The 17,514-nt window shown below is 70.1% G+C and carries 12 protein-coding genes; 4 read left to right on the top strand and 8 right to left on the bottom strand.

All coding sequences use genetic code 11. The annotated features are described in order from the left end of the window. Positions 1 to 9 precede the first annotated feature (9 nt). Positions 10 to 1,293 carry an extracellular solute-binding protein gene (locus TR33_RS02840; protein ID WP_014910123.1) on the bottom strand — a complete coding sequence of 428 codons (1,284 nt, stop codon included), beginning with the start codon at positions 1,291 to 1,293 and terminating at the stop codon, positions 10 to 12. Between the two features lie 254 nt (positions 1,294 to 1,547). On the opposite strand from TR33_RS02840, the gene TR33_RS02835 reads away from it, so the two are divergent. Next, the gene (locus tag TR33_RS02835; protein WP_014911477.1) at positions 1,548 to 2,762 is read left to right on the top strand and encodes an ROK family transcriptional regulator; all 1,215 of its coding nucleotides are present in this window, start codon (positions 1,548 to 1,550) and stop codon (positions 2,760 to 2,762) included. Between the two features lie 73 nt (positions 2,763 to 2,835). Here TR33_RS02835 and TR33_RS25645 read toward each other — a convergent pair whose 3' ends face one another. Both TR33_RS25645 and TR33_RS02825 read right to left on the bottom strand, forming a co-directional pair. Continuing rightward, a complete protein-coding gene (locus TR33_RS25645; protein WP_051067458.1) occupies positions 2,836 to 4,455 on the bottom strand; it encodes a serine/threonine-protein kinase in 1,620 nt (539 codons plus the stop codon). 62 nt (positions 4,456 to 4,517) lie between these two features. After that, positions 4,518 to 9,035 (bottom strand): ATP-dependent helicase, encoded by a 4,518-nt coding sequence (locus TR33_RS02825; protein ID WP_199806090.1) that lies wholly within the window; start codon positions 9,033 to 9,035, stop codon positions 4,518 to 4,520. Between the two features lie 123 nt (positions 9,036 to 9,158). Here TR33_RS02825 and TR33_RS02820 point away from each other — a divergent pair, with 123 nt between their 5' ends. The 3 genes from TR33_RS02820 to TR33_RS02810 all read left to right on the top strand — a co-directional run bounded on the left by TR33_RS02820 (position 9,159) and on the right by TR33_RS02810 (position 11,213). After that, positions 9,159 to 9,353: a DUF3046 domain-containing protein gene (locus TR33_RS02820; RefSeq protein WP_014908780.1), complete on the top strand. Its 195-nt coding sequence runs from the start codon at positions 9,159 to 9,161 to the stop codon at positions 9,351 to 9,353. Between the two features lie 155 nt (positions 9,354 to 9,508). Continuing rightward, a complete protein-coding gene (recA, locus tag TR33_RS02815; protein WP_014911524.1) occupies positions 9,509 to 10,630 on the top strand; it encodes a recombinase RecA in 1,122 nt (373 codons plus the stop codon). Beyond that, entirely contained in the window at positions 10,623 to 11,213 is a 591-nt protein-coding gene (locus TR33_RS02810; protein ID WP_014910113.1) for a regulatory protein RecX, read from the top strand. The genes recA and TR33_RS02810 overlap by 8 nt, the downstream gene beginning before the upstream one ends. 117 nt (positions 11,214 to 11,330) lie before the next feature. On the opposite strand, the gene TR33_RS02805 is transcribed toward TR33_RS02810, so the two are convergent. The 5 genes from TR33_RS02805 to TR33_RS02785 all read right to left on the bottom strand — a co-directional run bounded on the left by TR33_RS02805 (position 11,331) and on the right by TR33_RS02785 (position 17,143). Then, positions 11,331 to 13,448, bottom strand: a complete 2,118-nt coding sequence (locus TR33_RS02805) for a S9 family peptidase (protein ID WP_042281158.1) — start codon at positions 13,446 to 13,448, stop codon at positions 11,331 to 11,333. A 247-nt stretch (positions 13,449 to 13,695) separates the two neighbouring features. Continuing rightward, positions 13,696 to 14,781 (bottom strand): amino acid ABC transporter permease, encoded by a 1,086-nt coding sequence (locus TR33_RS02800; protein ID WP_014909511.1) that lies wholly within the window; start codon positions 14,779 to 14,781, stop codon positions 13,696 to 13,698. Then, positions 14,778 to 15,452, bottom strand: a complete 675-nt coding sequence (locus tag TR33_RS02795) for an amino acid ABC transporter permease (RefSeq protein ID WP_014908179.1) — start codon at positions 15,450 to 15,452, stop codon at positions 14,778 to 14,780. Before TR33_RS02795 ends, TR33_RS02800 begins: the two co-directional genes overlap by 4 nt. An 80-nt stretch (positions 15,453 to 15,532) precedes the next feature. Beyond that, positions 15,533 to 16,342: a glutamate ABC transporter substrate-binding protein gene (locus TR33_RS02790; protein WP_014911163.1), complete on the bottom strand. Its 810-nt coding sequence runs from the start codon at positions 16,340 to 16,342 to the stop codon at positions 15,533 to 15,535. Positions 16,343 to 16,399: 57 nt separating this feature from the next. After that, on the bottom strand, positions 16,400 to 17,143 hold the full coding sequence (locus tag TR33_RS02785) for an amino acid ABC transporter ATP-binding protein (RefSeq protein WP_014912957.1): 744 nt from the start codon (positions 17,141 to 17,143) through the stop codon (positions 16,400 to 16,402). Between the last annotated feature and the right edge of the window lie 371 nt (positions 17,144 to 17,514).

Genomic DNA, 17,514 nt, shown 5'->3' with positions numbered 1-17,514 from the left:
AAGCGGCCGTTACTCGACCGGCTCGTTGAGGATGTCGGTGAGCTGCTCGTTGGCGGCCTCCAACACCTCTTCGGGGTCTCCGCCCCGGACGATGTCCAGCACGGCGCCGGGCAGGATCTTGTTGTCCAGGTCGGCGGCGTTCCAGCGAGGGGTGCTGGGGAAGAAACGGGTGTTCTGCATGCTGGTGGCGGCCGCGGCGCGCTCGGGGTCGTTCTGGTACTCGTCGGCCTCGAGGAGCTCGGGGTAGGCCGGGAAGAAGCCCGCGACGTCGGCGTAGGCCTTGCCACCCTCCTGGTCGCCCAGGACGCCCAGCAGGTCGAAGGCCTGCTCCGGGTGCTCGGTGAGACCGAAGACGGTCAGGGCGGAACCGCCGGCGAAGACCGGGGCGATGCCGTCGGCGCCGGGGATCGGGGCGGAGGCGATGTTCTCCAGGACCTCGGGGTCCTCGGCCTGCTCCTCCATGGAGCCCAGGGCCCAGCCGCCGTCGATGTACATGCCGACCTGGCTGTTGGCCATGTCGGCCAGCGGGACGAGCTCGTTCTCGCCGACGTAGCTCTGCGGGGAGATCTCGTGCTCGGCGGTGAGGTCGGCGTAGAACTCCACGGCCTCGACGGTGGCGGGGTCGGTCAGTCGGCCGGTCCACTCCTCGCCGTCCTGCACCGCGATCTCGCCGCCGTTGCCCCAGATGAAGCTGGCGATGCCGTTGGTGAAGTCGGTCGGGGCGGCGAATCCGGGAACGCCGTACTCCTCCTCGATGGCCTGGGAGACCTCGAGCAGCTCGTCCCAGGTCTCGGGGGCGTCGTGACCGAGCTCCTCGAGCCAGTCGGAGCGGTAGTACAGGGTGCGCACGCCGGAGAACCACGGGACGCCGTACTGGACGCCGTTGTAGGTCCCGTACTCCAAGGCCTCCTGGTCCATGTCCTTGGAGGGGGCCCACTCGTCGACGTACTCGCCGATGTCGAGCAGGGCGCCCTGCGAGGCCCAGCTGGAGACCTGGTCGTTGCCGACCTCCAGGACGTCGGGGGCGTCACCGCCGGCGATGGCGTTGGTGATGGACTCCTGGGCGTCGCCCCAGGGGATGAACTCGACGTTGACCGAGGTGCCGGGGTAGAGATCCTGGAATCGGCTCTCCGCGTCGTCGAAGTAGTTGACCAGCTCGTCCTGGGCGGTGCCCATGACCCACACGGTCAGGCTGTCGGGTGCCCCTCCGGACCCTCCGTCCTCGGAACCTCCGCCGCAGGCGGCCGCCAGCATCACCACGGCCGAGGCCAGGGCGATCTTGGGAAACCTCATGTGAACCTATCTCCCTTCGCACGTCGCGCCGGAGTCCGGCGCCTGTGCTCGAGGCGGCCTGGGATCATGGACGGATCCGAGTGCCTCGACAACTGGTTGGGGGTGTGCTGGGACAGCACTTCCTGATCGCCCCGCCGGCGCGGGAACCGGGGTCCGAAACCATCACGGACCTGCCGGGACGTGACCTCCTGTGAGGTTGTGAGTTAAATTAACAGGAAACTTTCCTAATAAAAACAGGGTGAGGTGTCACGGTTATGTCTCAACGTCCGGGGACTCCCCGGCTGCTGCGCCAGCTCAATGATCGAGCGGCGCTGGAACTACTGCTGTCCGGCGGACCTTTGACCAGGACTCAACTCGGTACGAGGACGGGGCTGTCCAAGGTGACCGCCTCCCAACTCCTCGCCCGTCTGGAGGAACGCGACCTCGTCCGGGTCGTGGGCAGCCGGGCGGGCGGACGCGGACCCAACGCGGCCCTCTACGCGGTCGTCCCCGAAAGCGCCTATGTGGCCGTCCTCGACGTGAGCGCGAGTCGGGTCACCGCCACCATCGCCGACATCACCGGCCGCATCATCAGTGACGTCTCGGTCGACCCCACGACCTCCGACGACCCCGTCTCCCTCGTCCACACCGCGGTGATGCGTCTGGTCGATTCCGCCAAGGTCCCCCTCGACAAGGTCCGCGCCTGCGTCATCGGCACCCCCGGCGTCGTCGACCCCCGCACCGGCGACATCCGCTTCTCCTTCGACCTCATGTCCTGGCACGAGGGGGTACTGGAGACCCTCAGGACCGACCTCGCCCGCTCGGTCATGCTGGAGAACGACGTCAACCTGGCCGCCTTGGCCGAGCACTCCGAGGGCGCCGCCGTCGGCTACGACGAGTTCGTGCTCATCTGGCTCAGCGCCGCCGGCGGCGTCGGCATGTCCATGATGATCGACGGCCGTATCCACCGCGGCCGTTCCGGCGGTGCCGGAGAGATCGGCTACCTGCCCGTTCCCGGCGCCCCCATGCCGAGCGACGTGGGCCTGACCGGCGGATACGAGTCGCTTCAGGAGGCGGGCGACCGCGACCTCCCCCACGGCTTCCAGGCCCTGGTCAAGGCCAAGCAGGTGGTCCGGCTCGCCGCGGAGCACGGGTTCACCGGGAACGACGTCACCGAGGTGGTGGCGCGGGCCGCGGCCTCCGACAGCCCCGAGGGCGACGCCTTCCTCGACGCCTTCGCCGAACGGCTCGCCCGAGGTGTGGCCGCCGTCAGCGTGATCATCGACCCGGGCCTGGTCGTCCTCGGCGGGGACGTGGCCATGGCCGGTGGCGCCAAGCTCGCCGAACGGGTCCAGGCCGCCACCGCCCGTATAGCCCCCAACACCCCCGAGGTGGCCCTGGGGTCGGTCCAGGGCAGTCCGGTGGTGCGCGGCGCCCTGCTGCACGGCCTGGAGCGCGCCCGTGAAGAGGTCTTCTCCTCCACCGTCTGAGAGGAGCGAACCGAAGGATCCACGACGTTCCCGCGCCCCGGCCCTCCTCACCCGCCGGGGCGCGGTCGTGCGTCTACTCGGTCTCGTCGCCCTCGTCGTCGGTGAGGGGCGTGAAGGAGTCCAGCACGACCTCGAAGTCGTCCCGGTACTCCTCGCGCAGCTCCGCGGGAAAGTTGAGGCTGACCCTGTAGGACATGCTCCCGCCGTGTCGGGTCATCTCCCGGGTGAACATCCAGCGCTCCGGGACCTCACGTTCCTCGTGGCGGAAGAGCACCTCGTAGACGGCGCTGTCGACACCGTCCCGCTCGGGGGTCACGTCCAGCGCCAATCGTTCGACCTCGTCGAAGGAATCGTCCCCCTCGAGCAGTTCCTCCATACGGAGCACGGCGGCCTCCGCGTCGTAGAGGGGAAGGTCGTAGCGGTTGACGAGGACGGTCGCCGTGCCCGTCTCCACCCCGGTGTCGAACTCGTACCCCGCCAGTCGGGTGTTCCCCGAGGCGCCCTCCTGCTCGGCCTCCCGTGCCTCCCAGTCCTCGGGGACGAGCAGTTCCACCCTCCGGTCCCGGAACCGGACGAACCCCTCGGGGACGTCCTCACGTGACACCGTGCCCACCTCCTCCGAAGCCGACGGGGTGGGGGAGGGGCTCTCCACGTCCGAGACGTCGACGGCGGCCTCGCCCTCCGCCTCCCGATCGGGGAGCAGGCTCCAGGCCGTGAGGCCGCCCAGGGAGAGCAGCACGAGGGCCACGGAACCGATCCACAACGGGGCCCGGAGGTCACGGCGCCCGCTCGGAGGCGGCGGCACCGGCGTCGGCGACGTGCTCGGGGTGGGGGAGTCGAGCAGGGCCAGCGCCCGCTCGGGCACCAGACGCGCACGGGGGTCACGGGCCAGGAGACCGGAGACCACCTCCGACAATCGCCCCCGGGCGGGCGGCGGTGGAATCGGCATGGTCAGTACGGCCGTGAGCGTCGAGGTGAGAGTCTCCCGTTTGAAGGGCGACTCTCCGGCCAGCGCGGCGAACAGGGTGGCGCCCAGACTCCACAGGTCCGAGATCGGACCGGCGTCCTCGTCCTCCAACCGTTCGGGCGCCGCGTAGGCGGCGGTCCCCAGCACGGTCCCCGTCCCGGTCAGAGCGGTCCCGCCGTGGTCGGGCAGGTTGGCGATGCCGAAGTCGGTCAGCACGGGGCGGGTCCCGCCGTCGACCAGCATGATGTTGGCGGGCTTGACGTCGCGGTGGACCACCCCCACCCGGTGGGCCGCCCACAGCGCGCCCAACAAGGGGCGGGCCATCCGCTCGACCTCGGTCTCGGACAGAGGACCCGACCGCGCCAGACGGTCGCGCAGAGACTCGCCCGACAGCAGCTCCATGACGATGAAGGGGACCCCGTCCACCTCCAGCACGTCGTGCACGGTCACCACCGAGGGGTGGGGGACGCGGGCGGCGGCCCTGGCCTCGCGGATCATGCGGGCCCGGGCGCGTTCACGCTCACGAGGGGGCATGCCGTCGGGGAGGTGGACCTCCTTGATCGCCACCTCGCGGTCCAGCCGGGTGTCGTGGGCACGCCACACCGTGCCCATGGCGCCGCTGCCGAGCTCGTCACGGATCTCGTAACGGTCGGTGAACCTCTGCCGCCCGGAGCGGGAGAGGTCCTCGGTCGGACGCCGGGGATCGAAGGGATCTGTGGGGGTCATGGGCCCATTCTCTCAAACAGGACCTTCGGGTCGTTCCTCCGGAGCCCGGCCCACCTCGACGATCAACGCCGTATCCGCAGCCCCTTGGGGGTGACGTGGAAACCCGCCGCCACCAGAGCGGCGTCCAACGGGGTGCCGAACACCTCCCCGCCGTCGGCACGCTCCACCGTCAACGACTCCAGCGAGCCCTCGCCGATCAGCCCGGCCACCGCTCGGGTCGCCCGGACCAACGCCTCGGGAGAGGCCCCGAACGTCGTGGCCGTCCGCCCGCCCTTCGCCAGGTACAGGGTGGGCCGACCTCCGTCGATCACCACCACGGCCCCCGCGCTGCGCCCCGGACGGCCGCCCTCCCCGCTCCGGGCGGCCTCGGGCCAGGGCAGTGCGGCGCCGAACGGGTTCGCCGGGTCCGAGGCGGCCAGCACCACGGGATCCAACGCCCCGTCCGACGCCTCGCGGGACGAGGCGCGCAGCCGGTCCACCGCTCCGGGAAGGGCGAACTGGGCCCCGCCCAGACCCTTCACGAAGTACCCCCGACGGACCCGGCCCGCCTCCTCCAGGGAGCGCAGCACCCGATACTCGTCCGAAGTGAACCCCTGGCCCTGCCGCCCCTTGACCAGCACACCGTCGCGTTCCAGCCGGGACTCCACCCGTGCCAGTACGCGCCGGGTCGGGTCCGGGTCGGGGGCGGGCAGCAACGACCAACGCCCGGCCACGGTGGGAGGGCCCGAACGGGTCGGCAACGTCGGACGTCGACGCCCGCGCGAGGACGAACGCCTCGGCACGGGGCCCGAACCCGACGACGCGCGCAGCGGGGCCAGGGTGTCGTTGGTGACCCATCCGGCCCACACCAGCTCCCACAAGGCCGCCACCAGGTCGGCGTCGGAGACCGACGCGCCCCCCGACGCACGGGCGGCGCGGTCGGCGACGTCCCGGAAGAACAGGGCCCCCGAGCCCCGCAGGACCTCCAGGACGGTCGCCGTCATCGACCCCTCCTCCGGCGGGACGGGTTCGGGCGTCAGCGACGGGGCGTCCTCGGCGGGGAACAGCATCAGCCGCCCGTCCCCGCCCGGCAACGACCCCGCGCCGGCCCAGAGCACCTCTCCCGCCTGGGTCAGGGCGTCCAACTCCGCCGGGACGTACCCCTCCACACGGGCGGGCAGCACCAGGGACTCCAGGCTCGACGCCACCAGAGGGGTCCCCCTCAGCGACTCCACCGCTTCGAACACCGCGTCCGGACCGCGTGACCGCTCGCCCGGAGCGGCCCGCTGCCACAGTGGGACGAACGTCGCCAACGCCTCGGGCGCGACCGGCTCCACCTCGCGACGCAACCGTTCGATCGACCCGCGCCGCAACCGGCGCAGCACGTCGACCTCGCACCATTCGGTCCCCGAACCGCCGGGCCGGAACCCGCCCCGGGACAGCCGACCTCGATCCTCCAGGGTCCGAAGGGCCTCCTCCACCACGCCGTCCTCCGCCCCGAGCCGGGACGCCGCCTCCTCCACGGTGAACGGTCCGTGCGTGCGCGCGTACCGGGAGACCAGGTCGAGCAGCGGGGCCTCCACCGGCTCCAGGAACGCCTCGGGCACCCCCGGAGGCGGTGGGACTCCCAAGGCGTCGCGCAGACGGGCCACGTCCTCCACCGCGCACCAGCGCTCCACCCCGGCCACCCTCGCGCGCACCGCGCGTCCGGCCCGTTCCAGATCGAGCAGCCACTCCCGGCGGACCCCTCGGGCCTCGGCCTCCTCGTCGCTCAACGGTCCGACCTCGCGCAGCAGGTCGGCCGTCCCCTCCTCGTCCCGCACCGGGGCGGCGGTCCGCTGCAACAGACCGTCGATGCGTTCCACGACCTCGGGGTCCAACAGCTCCCGCAGATCCGCGCCGCCCAACAGGTCCCGCAGCAACGACGGATCCAGGGTGAGCGCCTGGGCCCGCGCCTCCGCCGCGGGGGCGTCCCCCTCGTACAGGAACGCGGCCGTGTACTCCATCAACAACGTCCGGGCGAAAGGAGAGGCCCGAGGGGTGCGCACCTCCACCACACGGATCCGTCGCGCCCGGAGGTCGGTCAACAGCTCCGTCAACGCCGGTACGTCGAACACGTCGCGCAGGCACTCGCGGACCGTCTCCAACACGATCGGGAACGATCCGTACCGTCCCGCCACCGACAGGAGATGCCCGGCCCGCAACCTCTGCTGCCACAAGGGCATCCGACGGTCCGGCCTCTGCCTGGGCAACAACAGGGCCCGCGCCGCGCACTCGCGGAACCGGGAGGCGAACAGCGCCGACCCGGTGAGCTCCTCGGCGACGGTCCCCTCCACCGTCTCCGGGTCCAGGGACACCAGGTCCACCAGCTCGCCGAGACGGCCGATCCCGCCCTCGGCCACGTCCGGAAGGCTCAGCACGATCCCGTCGTCACCGTGGACCACCCGCGCGTCGATTCCGAACCGTTCCCGGAGCCCGGCGGCGATCGCCATCGCCCACGGCCCGTTCACCCGGGCGCCCCAGGGGGAGTGCACCACCGCGCGCCAATCGCCCACCTGATCCTGGAAGCGTTCGATCACCACCGTGCGATCGTCGGGGACCTCGCCCGTGGCCTCGCGCTGTTCGGCCACGTAGGCCACGAGGTTCTCCGCGGCCCAGGGGCCCGCCCCGCTCTCACCGGCCAGCGTCAGCGCCTCCTCCTCCGACCGGGAACCCAGCTCACGCGCGAGAGCCCCCACCGCGCGGCCCAGCTCGGCGGGACGCCCCGTGGTGTCGGCCTTCCAGAACGGCAGCCGCCCCGGTCGCCCCGGCGCCGGAGAGACCAGGACCCGGTCGGCGGTGATCGCCTCGATCCGCCAGGAGGACGAACCCAGGACGAACACGTCGCCCACCCGCGACTCGTACACCATCTCCTCGTCCAGCTCGCCCACCCTGGTGGGAGCCCCTCCCGACCCGTCCGATACCAGGTGCACCCCGTACAGCCCCCGGTCCGGGATCGTCCCGCCGCCGATCACGGCCAGTCGCTGGGCCCCCGGGCGGGCCCGCAGGATCCCCTCCTCCCGGTCCCACACCAGACGGGGGCGCAGCTCGGCGAACTCGTCCGACGGGTAACGCCCCGACACCATGTCCAGCACCGCGTCCAGAACCCGATCGGACAGGTCCGCGTACGGAGAGGCCCGGCGTACCAACGCCGCCAGATCCGTCACCGTCCAGTCGTCCATCGCCACCATGGACACGATCTGCTGCGCCAGCACGTCCAACGGATCGCGCGGCACCTCCAGGCGTTCGATCCCGCCCTCGCGCATCCGACCGGCGATCACGGCGGAGGCCAACAGATCGCCTCGATGGGTGGGCAGGAACACCCCGCGCGACACCTCGCCCACGTGGTGGCCGGCGCGCCCCACCCGTTGCAGACCGCTCGCCACCGACGGGGGAGCGCCCACCTGCACCACCAGGTCGACGGCGCCCATGTCCACCCCCAGTTCCAGACTGGAGGTGGCCACCACGCAGCGCAGCCGGCCCGCCTTGAGGTCGTCCTCGATCCGTGCCCGCTCGGCCTTGGACATCGACCCGTGGTGGGCCCTGGCGATGACGGCCTCTCCTCCCCGGCCCTGCCCCGACTGTCCGGAGACCAGCGCGGCGACCTCCTCGACGGGCAGGGTCGCGCCGACGCGTTCGGCGTACAGGTCGTTGACGCGGGCGCACAGTCTCTCGGCGGAGCGGCGACCGTTCGTGAACACGATGGTGGAGCGGTGCGCCTCCACCAGGTCCAGCACCCGGCGCTCCACGTGCGGCCATACCGACCCTCGTGCCCCGGCGTCTGACGTCGCCCCCTCGGACGGGGAGGGCGGGCCGCCCGGCTCGTCCAGATCCGGGACCGGGGCCTCCACCCTCAGCTCCATCCTCGGAGTGTCCGGCGGGGCGACGATCCGTGCCCCGCCCAGATATCCGGCCACGGCCTCACGGGGGCGGACCGTGGCCGACAGACCGATCCGCAGGGGACGACGTTCCGTCAAGGCGCCCAGCCGCTCCAGACTCAACGCCAGGTGGGCCCCTCGCTTGGTCCCGGCGAGCGCGTGCACCTCGTCGATGATGACCGTCTCCACCCCCGCCAACCCCTCCCGGGCCTTGGAGGTCAGCACCAGGAACAGGGACTCGGGCGTGGTGATCAGGACGTCCGGCGGGCGCGAGGCCAACGCGCGGCGCTCCCGGGCGGGGGTGTCCCCGGTGCGGACGCCCACGGTCACCGGGGACAACGACTCGCCCGACGCCTCGGCCTCCTCCGCGATCCCGGCCAAGGGGCGGCGCAGGTTGCGCTCCACGTCCACGGCCAAGGCCTTCAGCGGGGACACGTACACCACCCGGCACCGGTGAGAACGCTCCTCCGGCACAGGGGTGTGCGACAGCCGGTCCAGGGCCCACAGGAAGGCCGACAGGGTCTTCCCCGAACCGGTGGGGGCCACCACCAGGGTGTCCAGGCCTCGGGACACCGAGGCCCAGGCCTCGGCCTGGGCCGGGGTGGGGCCGGAGGGGAAGGCCCGTTCGAACCAGGTCCGCGTCGCCGGGCCGAAGGGTGCCAGGGGATCGGTCACATCGGTCATCCGGTCAGTCTGCCCAAGACCGGTGACGGAACGGGGGCGAGGACACGCCCGCCTCCCGAAGCGACGCGATCCGTCCTGTGGACGACCTCCGTGAGGGGGCGGCGATCACCCATACTGGGGCCGATGAGACTCACCGTTTTCTGGAACAACATGTACGAGCAGTTCGGCGAGGCCTACGCGCACAGTCTGGCCAAGGACTACGTGATCGAGGGGCTCGGTTCGCGCACCGTCGACGGCGCCCTGGCCGACGGGATCGCGGCCAAGGAGGTCTGGCGTGCCGTGTGCGACGCGTTCGACCTCCCCGCGACGGCCCGCTGAACGGAGAAGGCACGGAGTGCCGGCCCTGAATCGAACAGGAGTTCGGGTAGGGTGGGTGCACCGAGAGCGGACGTTGAGCGTCGCGATTGTCGTACCGAGCGCGTAGCGTCATGCGCATCATGAAGAAGAAAGCATCGACCCAACAGGGGAATCCCGTGGCTTCTGGAGACCGAGACAAGGCTCTCGAAACAGCGCTCGCGCAGATCGAGCGGCAGTTCGGCAAGGGCTCCGTCATGCGCCTGGGCGACGACGACCGCCCGCCGATCGAGGCGATCCCCACCGGCGCCATCGCGCTGGACGTGGCCCTGGGCATCGGAGGACTGCCCAAGGGCAGGGTCGTGGAGATCTACGGCCCGGAGTCGAGCGGTAAGACCACCGTCGCGCTGCACGCGGTGGCCAACGCCCAGAAACAGGGCGGTATCGCCGCCTTCGTCGACGCCGAGCACGCCCTGGACCCCGAGTACGCCAAGAAGATCGGCGTCAACACCGACGACCTCCTCCTCTCCCAACCCGACACCGGTGAGCAGGCGCTGGAGATCGTCGACATGCTCATCCGCTCCGGCGCCATCTCCATCATCGTCATCGACTCCGTGGCGGCCCTGGTGCCCCGGGCCGAGATCGAGGGTGAGATGGGCGACAGCCACGTGGGTCTCCAGGCCCGGCTGATGTCGCAGGCGCTGCGCAAGATCGCCGGCGCGCTCAACTCCACCGGTACCACCGCGATCTTCATCAACCAGCTTCGCGAGAAGGTCGGAGTCATGTTCGGCTCCCCCGAGACCACCTCGGGCGGACGTGCGCTCAAGTTCTACGCCTCGGTCCGTCTGGACGTGCGTCGGATCGAGACCCTCAAGGACGGTACCGACGCGGTCGGCAACCGGACCCGGGTCAAGGTGGTCAAGAACAAGGTCGCGCCGCCCTTCAAGCAGGCCGAGTTCGACATCCTCTACGGTGTCGGGGTCTCCCGTGAGGGCAGCCTGATCGACCTCGGTGTCGAGCACGGCATCGTGCGCAAGTCGGGCGCCTGGTACACCTACGAGGGCACCCAGCTGGGACAGGGCAAGGAGAACGCCCGCAAGTTCCTGCGCGAGAACGTCGACATGTCCAACGAGGTCGAGAAGAAGATCAAGGAGAAGCTGGGCGTGCCCTCGGGCGACGACAGCGCCTCCGGCCCCGAGAACGAGGTCAAGACCGAACCGGCCAAGGAGAGCGCCACCAAGGCCGCTCCGGCCAAGAAGACGACGGTCAAGACCGCGAAGGCGCCCGCGACGGATGCCTGAGCGGCGACGGTCGTCCGACCGCACCGGACGGGATCCGGTGAACGCCGACGAGTCCCCGGACGGGCCCGCGGGCCCGTCCGGAGAGGACATGGAGAACAAGGCCCGGAACCTGGTCCTGCGTATGCTCACGCACTCTCCGCGCACCCGCGCCCAACTCGACCGTTCCCTGCACCGTCGGGGCTACGAGGAGGAGGTCGTGACGCGGGTCCTCGACCGGATCGAGGAGGCCGGGCTGATCGACGACGCGGCCTTCGCGCGCGGGTGGGTCTCCTCCCGACACCACAGCCGTGGTCTGTCCCGTCGTGCTCTGTCCAGAGAGCTGCGCACCCGGGGCGTGGAGGAGGAGACCGTACGGGAGGCGGTCGCCGAGATCGACGACGAGGACGAGCGGGAGGCCGCTCGGGCCCTGGCCCGTAAGAAACTGGCCGGCACCCGGGGGCGCGACCAGGAGGTACGGATCCGACGTGCCCTGGGGGCGTTGGCCCGCAAGGGATATCCGGCGGGGATGTCCTATCGCCTCGTCCGCGAGGAGCTGGAGGCCGAGGGCGAGGAGAGCGACCTCCTCGCCGACCCGGACCTGTGAGGAGGCCGCTCCACCCCTCGCGGCGGCCCGAGCGCTCCCGGCCCGTGTGGACACGGGCCGAAGCGGCCACCGAGCGCATGCCCTCGGTTCGTCGGGCCCGTACGGGCCCGAACGTTCTCACTCCCGAGGCCGCGCGGGCTCTCCGGTCTCGGCGTCGACCCCGGCGGCCGGGGTGACCTCGGGAAGTCGTTCCGCGACGGGGAGATCGTCCTCCTCGTCCTCACCCACAGCCTCGTCCGTCGTCGCCTCGGCCCTCTCGACCCGGGGCTCTGGCGGGACGGTGCTCAATTCCAGGGACGGCACGTCCGTCTCGAACCCGAACACCTCGCCGTAGAAGGCGAGTTCCGCTTCCAGGGAGCGCACGCGCGCCTCCTCGCCGCGGAACCCGTGGGCCTCTCCCTCGAACTCCAAGAGCGCGTGCCGTACGCCGCGCGATCCCAGACCGGTCGCCATGCGGAAGGCCTGGTCCGGGGTGACGACCGGGTCGTCCAGGCCCTGGAGCAGCAGGACCGGTACGTCGATCTCGTCGACCCGGTTGATCGGCGACCGCTCCCGGTAGGTCTCGACGAAGCCGGGGAGGGTGCCCACCAGGCTGTCCAGGAAACGCGACTCGAAATCGTGGGTGGTCCGGGTCAGTCCCAGGAGGTCGGTCACCCCGAAATAGGAGACCCCGCAGGCGAAGGTGTCGCCGGTCACCGCGGAGAGAGCGGTGAATCCGCCCGCGCTGGGGCCTCGGATGGCGAGACGTTCGGGGTCGGCGACGCCGCGCTCGACCAGGGCGCGGGCCGCGGCCTCGCAGTCGGCCACGTCCACGACGCCCCACTCCTTGTTGACGCGGCGACGGTAGGAGCGCCCGTACCCGGTGGAACCGCCGTAGTTCACGTCCACCACGCCGATCCCTCGGCTGGTGAAGTAGGCCTTGACCAGGTCGAGTTCCCGACCCGCGTGGCTCACGGGGCCACCGTGGGCCCACACCACGTAGGGGGCCGGTCCCTCGGTGGTGACGTCCGGGTGGGTGGGAGGGTAGACGTTGGCGTGCACGGTCGCCCCGTAGCGTCCGCGGAGGGTCTCTTGGATCGGGGTCGGCAGGTAGGCGGGGTCGGGGCCCTCGGTCATCGAACGACGCAGGACCTCCACGCTCCGGCGCTCCGGGTCGAGCCGGACGACGCAGGGGGAGGTGTCGGCGGAGGCGGCCACGGCCACCACGCTCGTCCCGTCGGTGTCCACCTGCGACCAGGAGGTGAGTTCGGTGGAGATCCCGGTCAGGTCCAGAGTGTCGGGGTCGTAGACGCTCGGTCTCATCGAGACGTCCCCGTGCAGGGTCACCAGACGTCCCGAGTCCAGTACACAGAAGGAGCGCGAGCCCAGGCGGCCCGGGGGCGCGTGGAACTCCTCCTCGGCCGGGTACAGGGCGATGGCCTGACCCTTCAGCCCGGCCTGGTAGAGGTTCCAGAACCCGGGCCAGTCCGAGGCCAGGTACAGGGTCTCGTCGTCGGCCCAGACTGGGGAGAGGACGGACTCGTCGACCCCGCCCTTGAGGGTGTACTCCCCGATCAGCCCGGAGTCGGTCACCTCTCCCACGCGCAGTTCCGTACCGTCCCAGGGCATCCGGGGGTGGTTCCAACGCACGTAGGCCAGGTGCCGGCCGTCGGGGGAGGGGGAAGGGGAGGCGTAGAAGCGCGCCCCGGAGACCAGTTCGCGAACGGCGGAGGGGGTCTGGGCGCCTCGGCCGGACAGGGGGACCGAGACGATGGAGCGGCGGACCTCCCCGTCGGTGTGCTCCTCTCGCACGCACAACACGTGCCTGCCGTCCGTGGACAGGGCGGGGTCGGCGTAGCGTACGGTGGCCCGGGTCGCGGGTTCGGGGGTGAGCGGGACGGGTTCCTTGGCGCCGCGCTCCAGCAGATACAGACGCTGGTCCTCACGGGCGGAGAACACCACGCCCATCCGGGGGATAGCCTTGTCGTCACGGCGGGGGACCGGGAGGTAGGAGCGTCCTCCGTACTCGTGGACCCTGGTGCCCGCGCTCCAGGAGGAGGGAAGAAGGTCGTGCACGGTCCCGTCCGCGTCCCGCCGCATCAGGGTCGTGCGGCCGTCCTCGTCCGGGCGGTACTCCTCCCACCACACCTCGTCGCCCCGAACGGACGGGTAGGCGGGAAGGCGCACTCCTCGGGCGACGTCACCGGCGCTGATGGGCGAGGGCCAGGAGCCGTGGGGGCTCGACAGTTCAGACATGTCCCGCTCAGGAAGGGTCGAGTGCTTTCAGATGACATATCGACCTTAATGCCAGGGAGGCCGCCTTGTGCAGTCAGGATCACCGGTCTCCGGGGCCGCATCGGGCCACGGGCCCGGTGAGCGACCGGAACGCCCGACCTTCCCGGGGCCATGCCCGATGAGGGGCCGCCCCATAGGGGAAGGCCCCGGCGAACCACGCTGCGAGCGTGGTTCGCCGGGGCCTTCGGGAAGGTCGGTTCCGGCGGACTCAGCTCTTCTGGGAGCCGTCGCCGTCCGTTCCGTCGTCGTCCCGTCCGTCCCGCTCCTCCGCGTCGGGGAGCGGTTCGTTCCGGGGCTCCGAGGGAGCGATCCCGGCCGCCTCGTCACCGGTGGGGGTCGCGGCCGCGCCGTTCACGGCGACCGGGGCCCCGCCGGCGGCGGTGGCCTTGGCGGAGGGCTTGCCCCGCCGCGCGTTGCGACGCTCCAACCAGATCGCCAGACGGCTCAGCGACAGGTTGATGACGATGTAGATGATCGCGCAGACGATCGCCGCCGGGATGACGTTGTTCTCCCGGGTGGCCACCAGCGTGAAGTTACGCAGCAGCTCCGGGAAGGCGATGATGTAACCCAGGGCCGAGTCCTTGAGCAGGACCACGAGCTGGGCCACGATCGCGGGCATCATCGAGGTGACGGCCTGAGGGATCAGGATCGTCCACATCGTCTGGGTCTTGGTCATACCGATGGACTGCGCGGCCTCGGTCTGTCCCTTGGGCACCGCGTTGATGCCCGCGCGGAACACCTCGGCCAGCACCGAACCGTTGTACAGGGTCAGACCGGTCACCACGGCCGCCAGCGCGGTCACCTGGAACTGGGCCGGAGGCAGACCGAACACCTGGTTCATCACGATGGGGATGGCCATCGTGAAGAAGATCAGCATCAACAGCGGGATGCCGCGGAAGAACTCCACGACGGCCCCGGCCGGGATACGGATCCACCAGTGGTCGGAGAGCCGGCCGATACCGAAGACCAGACCGAAGAGCACCGCGAGCACCGAGGCGATCAGCGCGGCGGTCAGGGTGTTCATCAGACCCGGAAGGACGTAGTTGGTCCAGGTGGAGGGGTCGATGAACGGCGCCCAACGGTCGGCGGCCCACTGGCCGCTCGGGTTGACCGCCCAGATCGCCGTGTTCGTCAGGTCGCCCGGAGAGGACACCATCACCAGGGTCCGGTTGAAACCCAGGTAGATGGCGGCCAGGCCGCTCGCGATCAGGAGCAGGCTGAGGACCGAGTAGATCCTGTTGCGGGCCCGGGCCTTGGGACCCGGGACGTCGAAGAGAACCGCCTGCGCGCTCATCGGACCACCGCCACACGCTTGGCGAGCCAGCCGAAGAAGTAACCGGTCGGCAGGGTCAGGATCAGGAATCCGATCGCGAAGCCGACGAAGGTCGGCAGGACCGGGGCGATGCCCTGGTCGAACATCAGCTTCATCTGGCGGGACGCCTCCTGAACGCCCAACCCCGCGACGGAGGCGACGGTCGTGTTCTTGATCAGAGCGATGAGCACACTGCCCAGCGGGCCGACCACGGTGCGCAGCGCCTGCGGGATGACGATCAGCCGCAGGTTCTGGGTGAAGGTCAGACCCAGGGAACGGGCGGCCTCGACCTGGCCCACCGGGATCGTGTTGATACCGGCGCGCAGCGATTCGGAGACGAAGCAGGAGGTGTAGGCGGACAGACCGATGACGGCCCACCAGAACACGTCCCAGGCCACGGAGTCGGCCAGGCTCAACCCCATCGCGCTGTTGAGGCCGAGGCCGCAGAAGAGCAGGACGAGGGTGAGCGGGCTGTTACGGATGCCTTCGACGTAGACGGTGGACAGCGTGCGCAACAGCGGTACGGGGGAGACCCGCATCGCGGTGAGCACCACACCGAGGACGAACGAGAAGAAGGCGCTGAAGAGGGTCAGCCGGACGGTCCATGAGAAACCGTCGACAACCCTGTCGATATTGCTGAGAAAGGCTTCCATGGGTCCCAGCCGGTCAAGGGCCGAGCGGCGGGGCCGGGGGCGGCTCCGCCGCTACGGGCGCGTGGTCAGTTAAGGGACTCTCAGGCGCAGGGCGCGAGTTCGGGGGTGGACTCCTCGTAGGCGAAGTCGGTCTCGCCGAAGGCGTCCTCGAGGAATTGAGCGGCCGAGCCGTCGTCCCACATCTGGGTGATGGCCTCGTTGATCTCCTCGCAGCGCTCGGTCGAGCCCTTGGGGAGACCGACGCCGTACTGCTCCTCGCCGAACGGGTTGTTCGTCATGCGGTAGTTGCCGGGGTTCTGCGCGGCGAAACCGGCGAGGATGGTGTTGTCGGTGGTGACCGCGGCGACGGTGCCGTTGCTCAGCAGCTCCAGGCACTCGGAGTAGTTGCCGGCCTCGCGGAGCTCGGCGCCGATGCCCATGTCGTCGACGATGTTGTTGGCCGAACGCGAACCGGAGGCCGAGCAGAGCACCTTGCCGTCGAGGTCCTCGGGGGACTCGATGTCGGTGTCGTCGGCCGCGGTCAGGATGTCCTGCTGCGCGACGTAGTACGGGCCGGCGAAGTCGACGACCTCACGGCGCTCGTCGGTGATCGAGTAGGTCGCCAGGATCATGTCGACCGTGCCCTGCTGGAGGAAGGACTCGCGGTTGGCGGAGGCGGCCTCCGACCACTCGATCTGGTCCTCCGTGTAACCGAGGTGCTCGGCGATGTAGGTGGCGACGTCGACGTCGAAGCCGACGGGGGTGCCGCCCTCGTCGAGACCGAGGCCGGGCTGGTCGTACTTGACACCGATACGGATCGTGTCGCTGTCGCCACTGCACGCCGTGAGGGCGGCGGCCATGGCCAGGGCGGCGACGCTACCGATGATCTTGGTGGAGCGACGTGCTCGCATGTGGGGTACCTCTTCCTGAGAGCGTGCGAAGAACACGAGGGAACCTTGGCGGTCGAGCTAGTGGGTCAGGATCTTGGACAGGAAGTCCTTGGCCCGCTCGGACCGGGGGGAGGTGAAGAACTCGTCGGGGGTGTTCTCCTCGACGATCTGGCCGTCGGCCATGAAGACGACGCGGTTGGCCGCACGGCGGGCGAAGCCCATCTCGTGCGTCACCACGACCATGGTCATGCCCTCGCTCGCGAGGTCGGTCATGACGTCGAGGACCTCTTGGACCATCTCGGGGTCCAGAGCCGAGGTCGGCTCGTCGAAGAGGATCACCTTCGGGTTCATCGCCAGGGCGCGCGCGATGGCCACACGCTGTTGCTGGCCGCCGGAGAGCTGCGCCGGGTACTTGTGGGCCTGGTTGCCGATCCGTACCCGGTCGAGCAGTTCCATGCCGCGTGCCTCGGCCTCGGACTTCGACTGTCGGAGTACCTTCAGCGGTCCCAGCGTCACGTTCTGGAGCACGGTCTTGTGCGCGAACAGGTTGAAGGACTGGAACACCATGCCGACGTCGCTGCGCAGTTTGGCGAGTCCGCGGCCTTCGGCGGGGAGCGGCTGTCCGTCCAGGGTGATGGTGCCGGAGTCGATCGTCTCGAGCCGGTTGATCGTGCGGCACAGCGTCGACTTGCCGGATCCGGACGGACCGATGACGACTACCACCTCGCCGGAGTTAACCGTCAGATCGATGTCGCGGAGCACGTGCAGGTCGCCGAAGTGCTTGTTGACGTTCTCCAGCACGACGAGAGGAGTTGAGGTCATGTTCGGAACTTAATGGGTCCATGTTGCCGTGTCATCACGAAAACGCCACCTGACCCCGGAGTAGCAGACTTGTTACGACGGAATCCGCGAAACCGTTATGCACCGTGACGCATGGATTCGTTCCTGTCGCACTCTGTGTTGATCCCGTCTTCCGGAGAGTTCCGGTCGCGCTTCCAGGAGATCTCCGGTGATTGTTGAACGATCTCGATCGGTCTCGGAGATACCCGTGACCGAAGACGGTCACTCCCGACATCGGGAAAAGGGGGATTATGTGCGGGCCGATTCCGGGTCCATCTCCTTTTCGGCACGGTGTTCCGAAGAGCCCGCCCGCCCACGGGCCCGCCTCTCGCGGCGGCACGGACGTCGTCGGG

This window comes from Nocardiopsis alba (genome assembly GCF_000710955.1).
Taxonomy (GTDB): Bacteria; Actinomycetota; Actinomycetes; order Streptosporangiales; family Streptosporangiaceae; genus Nocardiopsis; species Nocardiopsis alba.
Note: the sequence above shows the minus strand (reverse complement) of the source record. Positions and strands in the feature narration are given on the sequence as shown.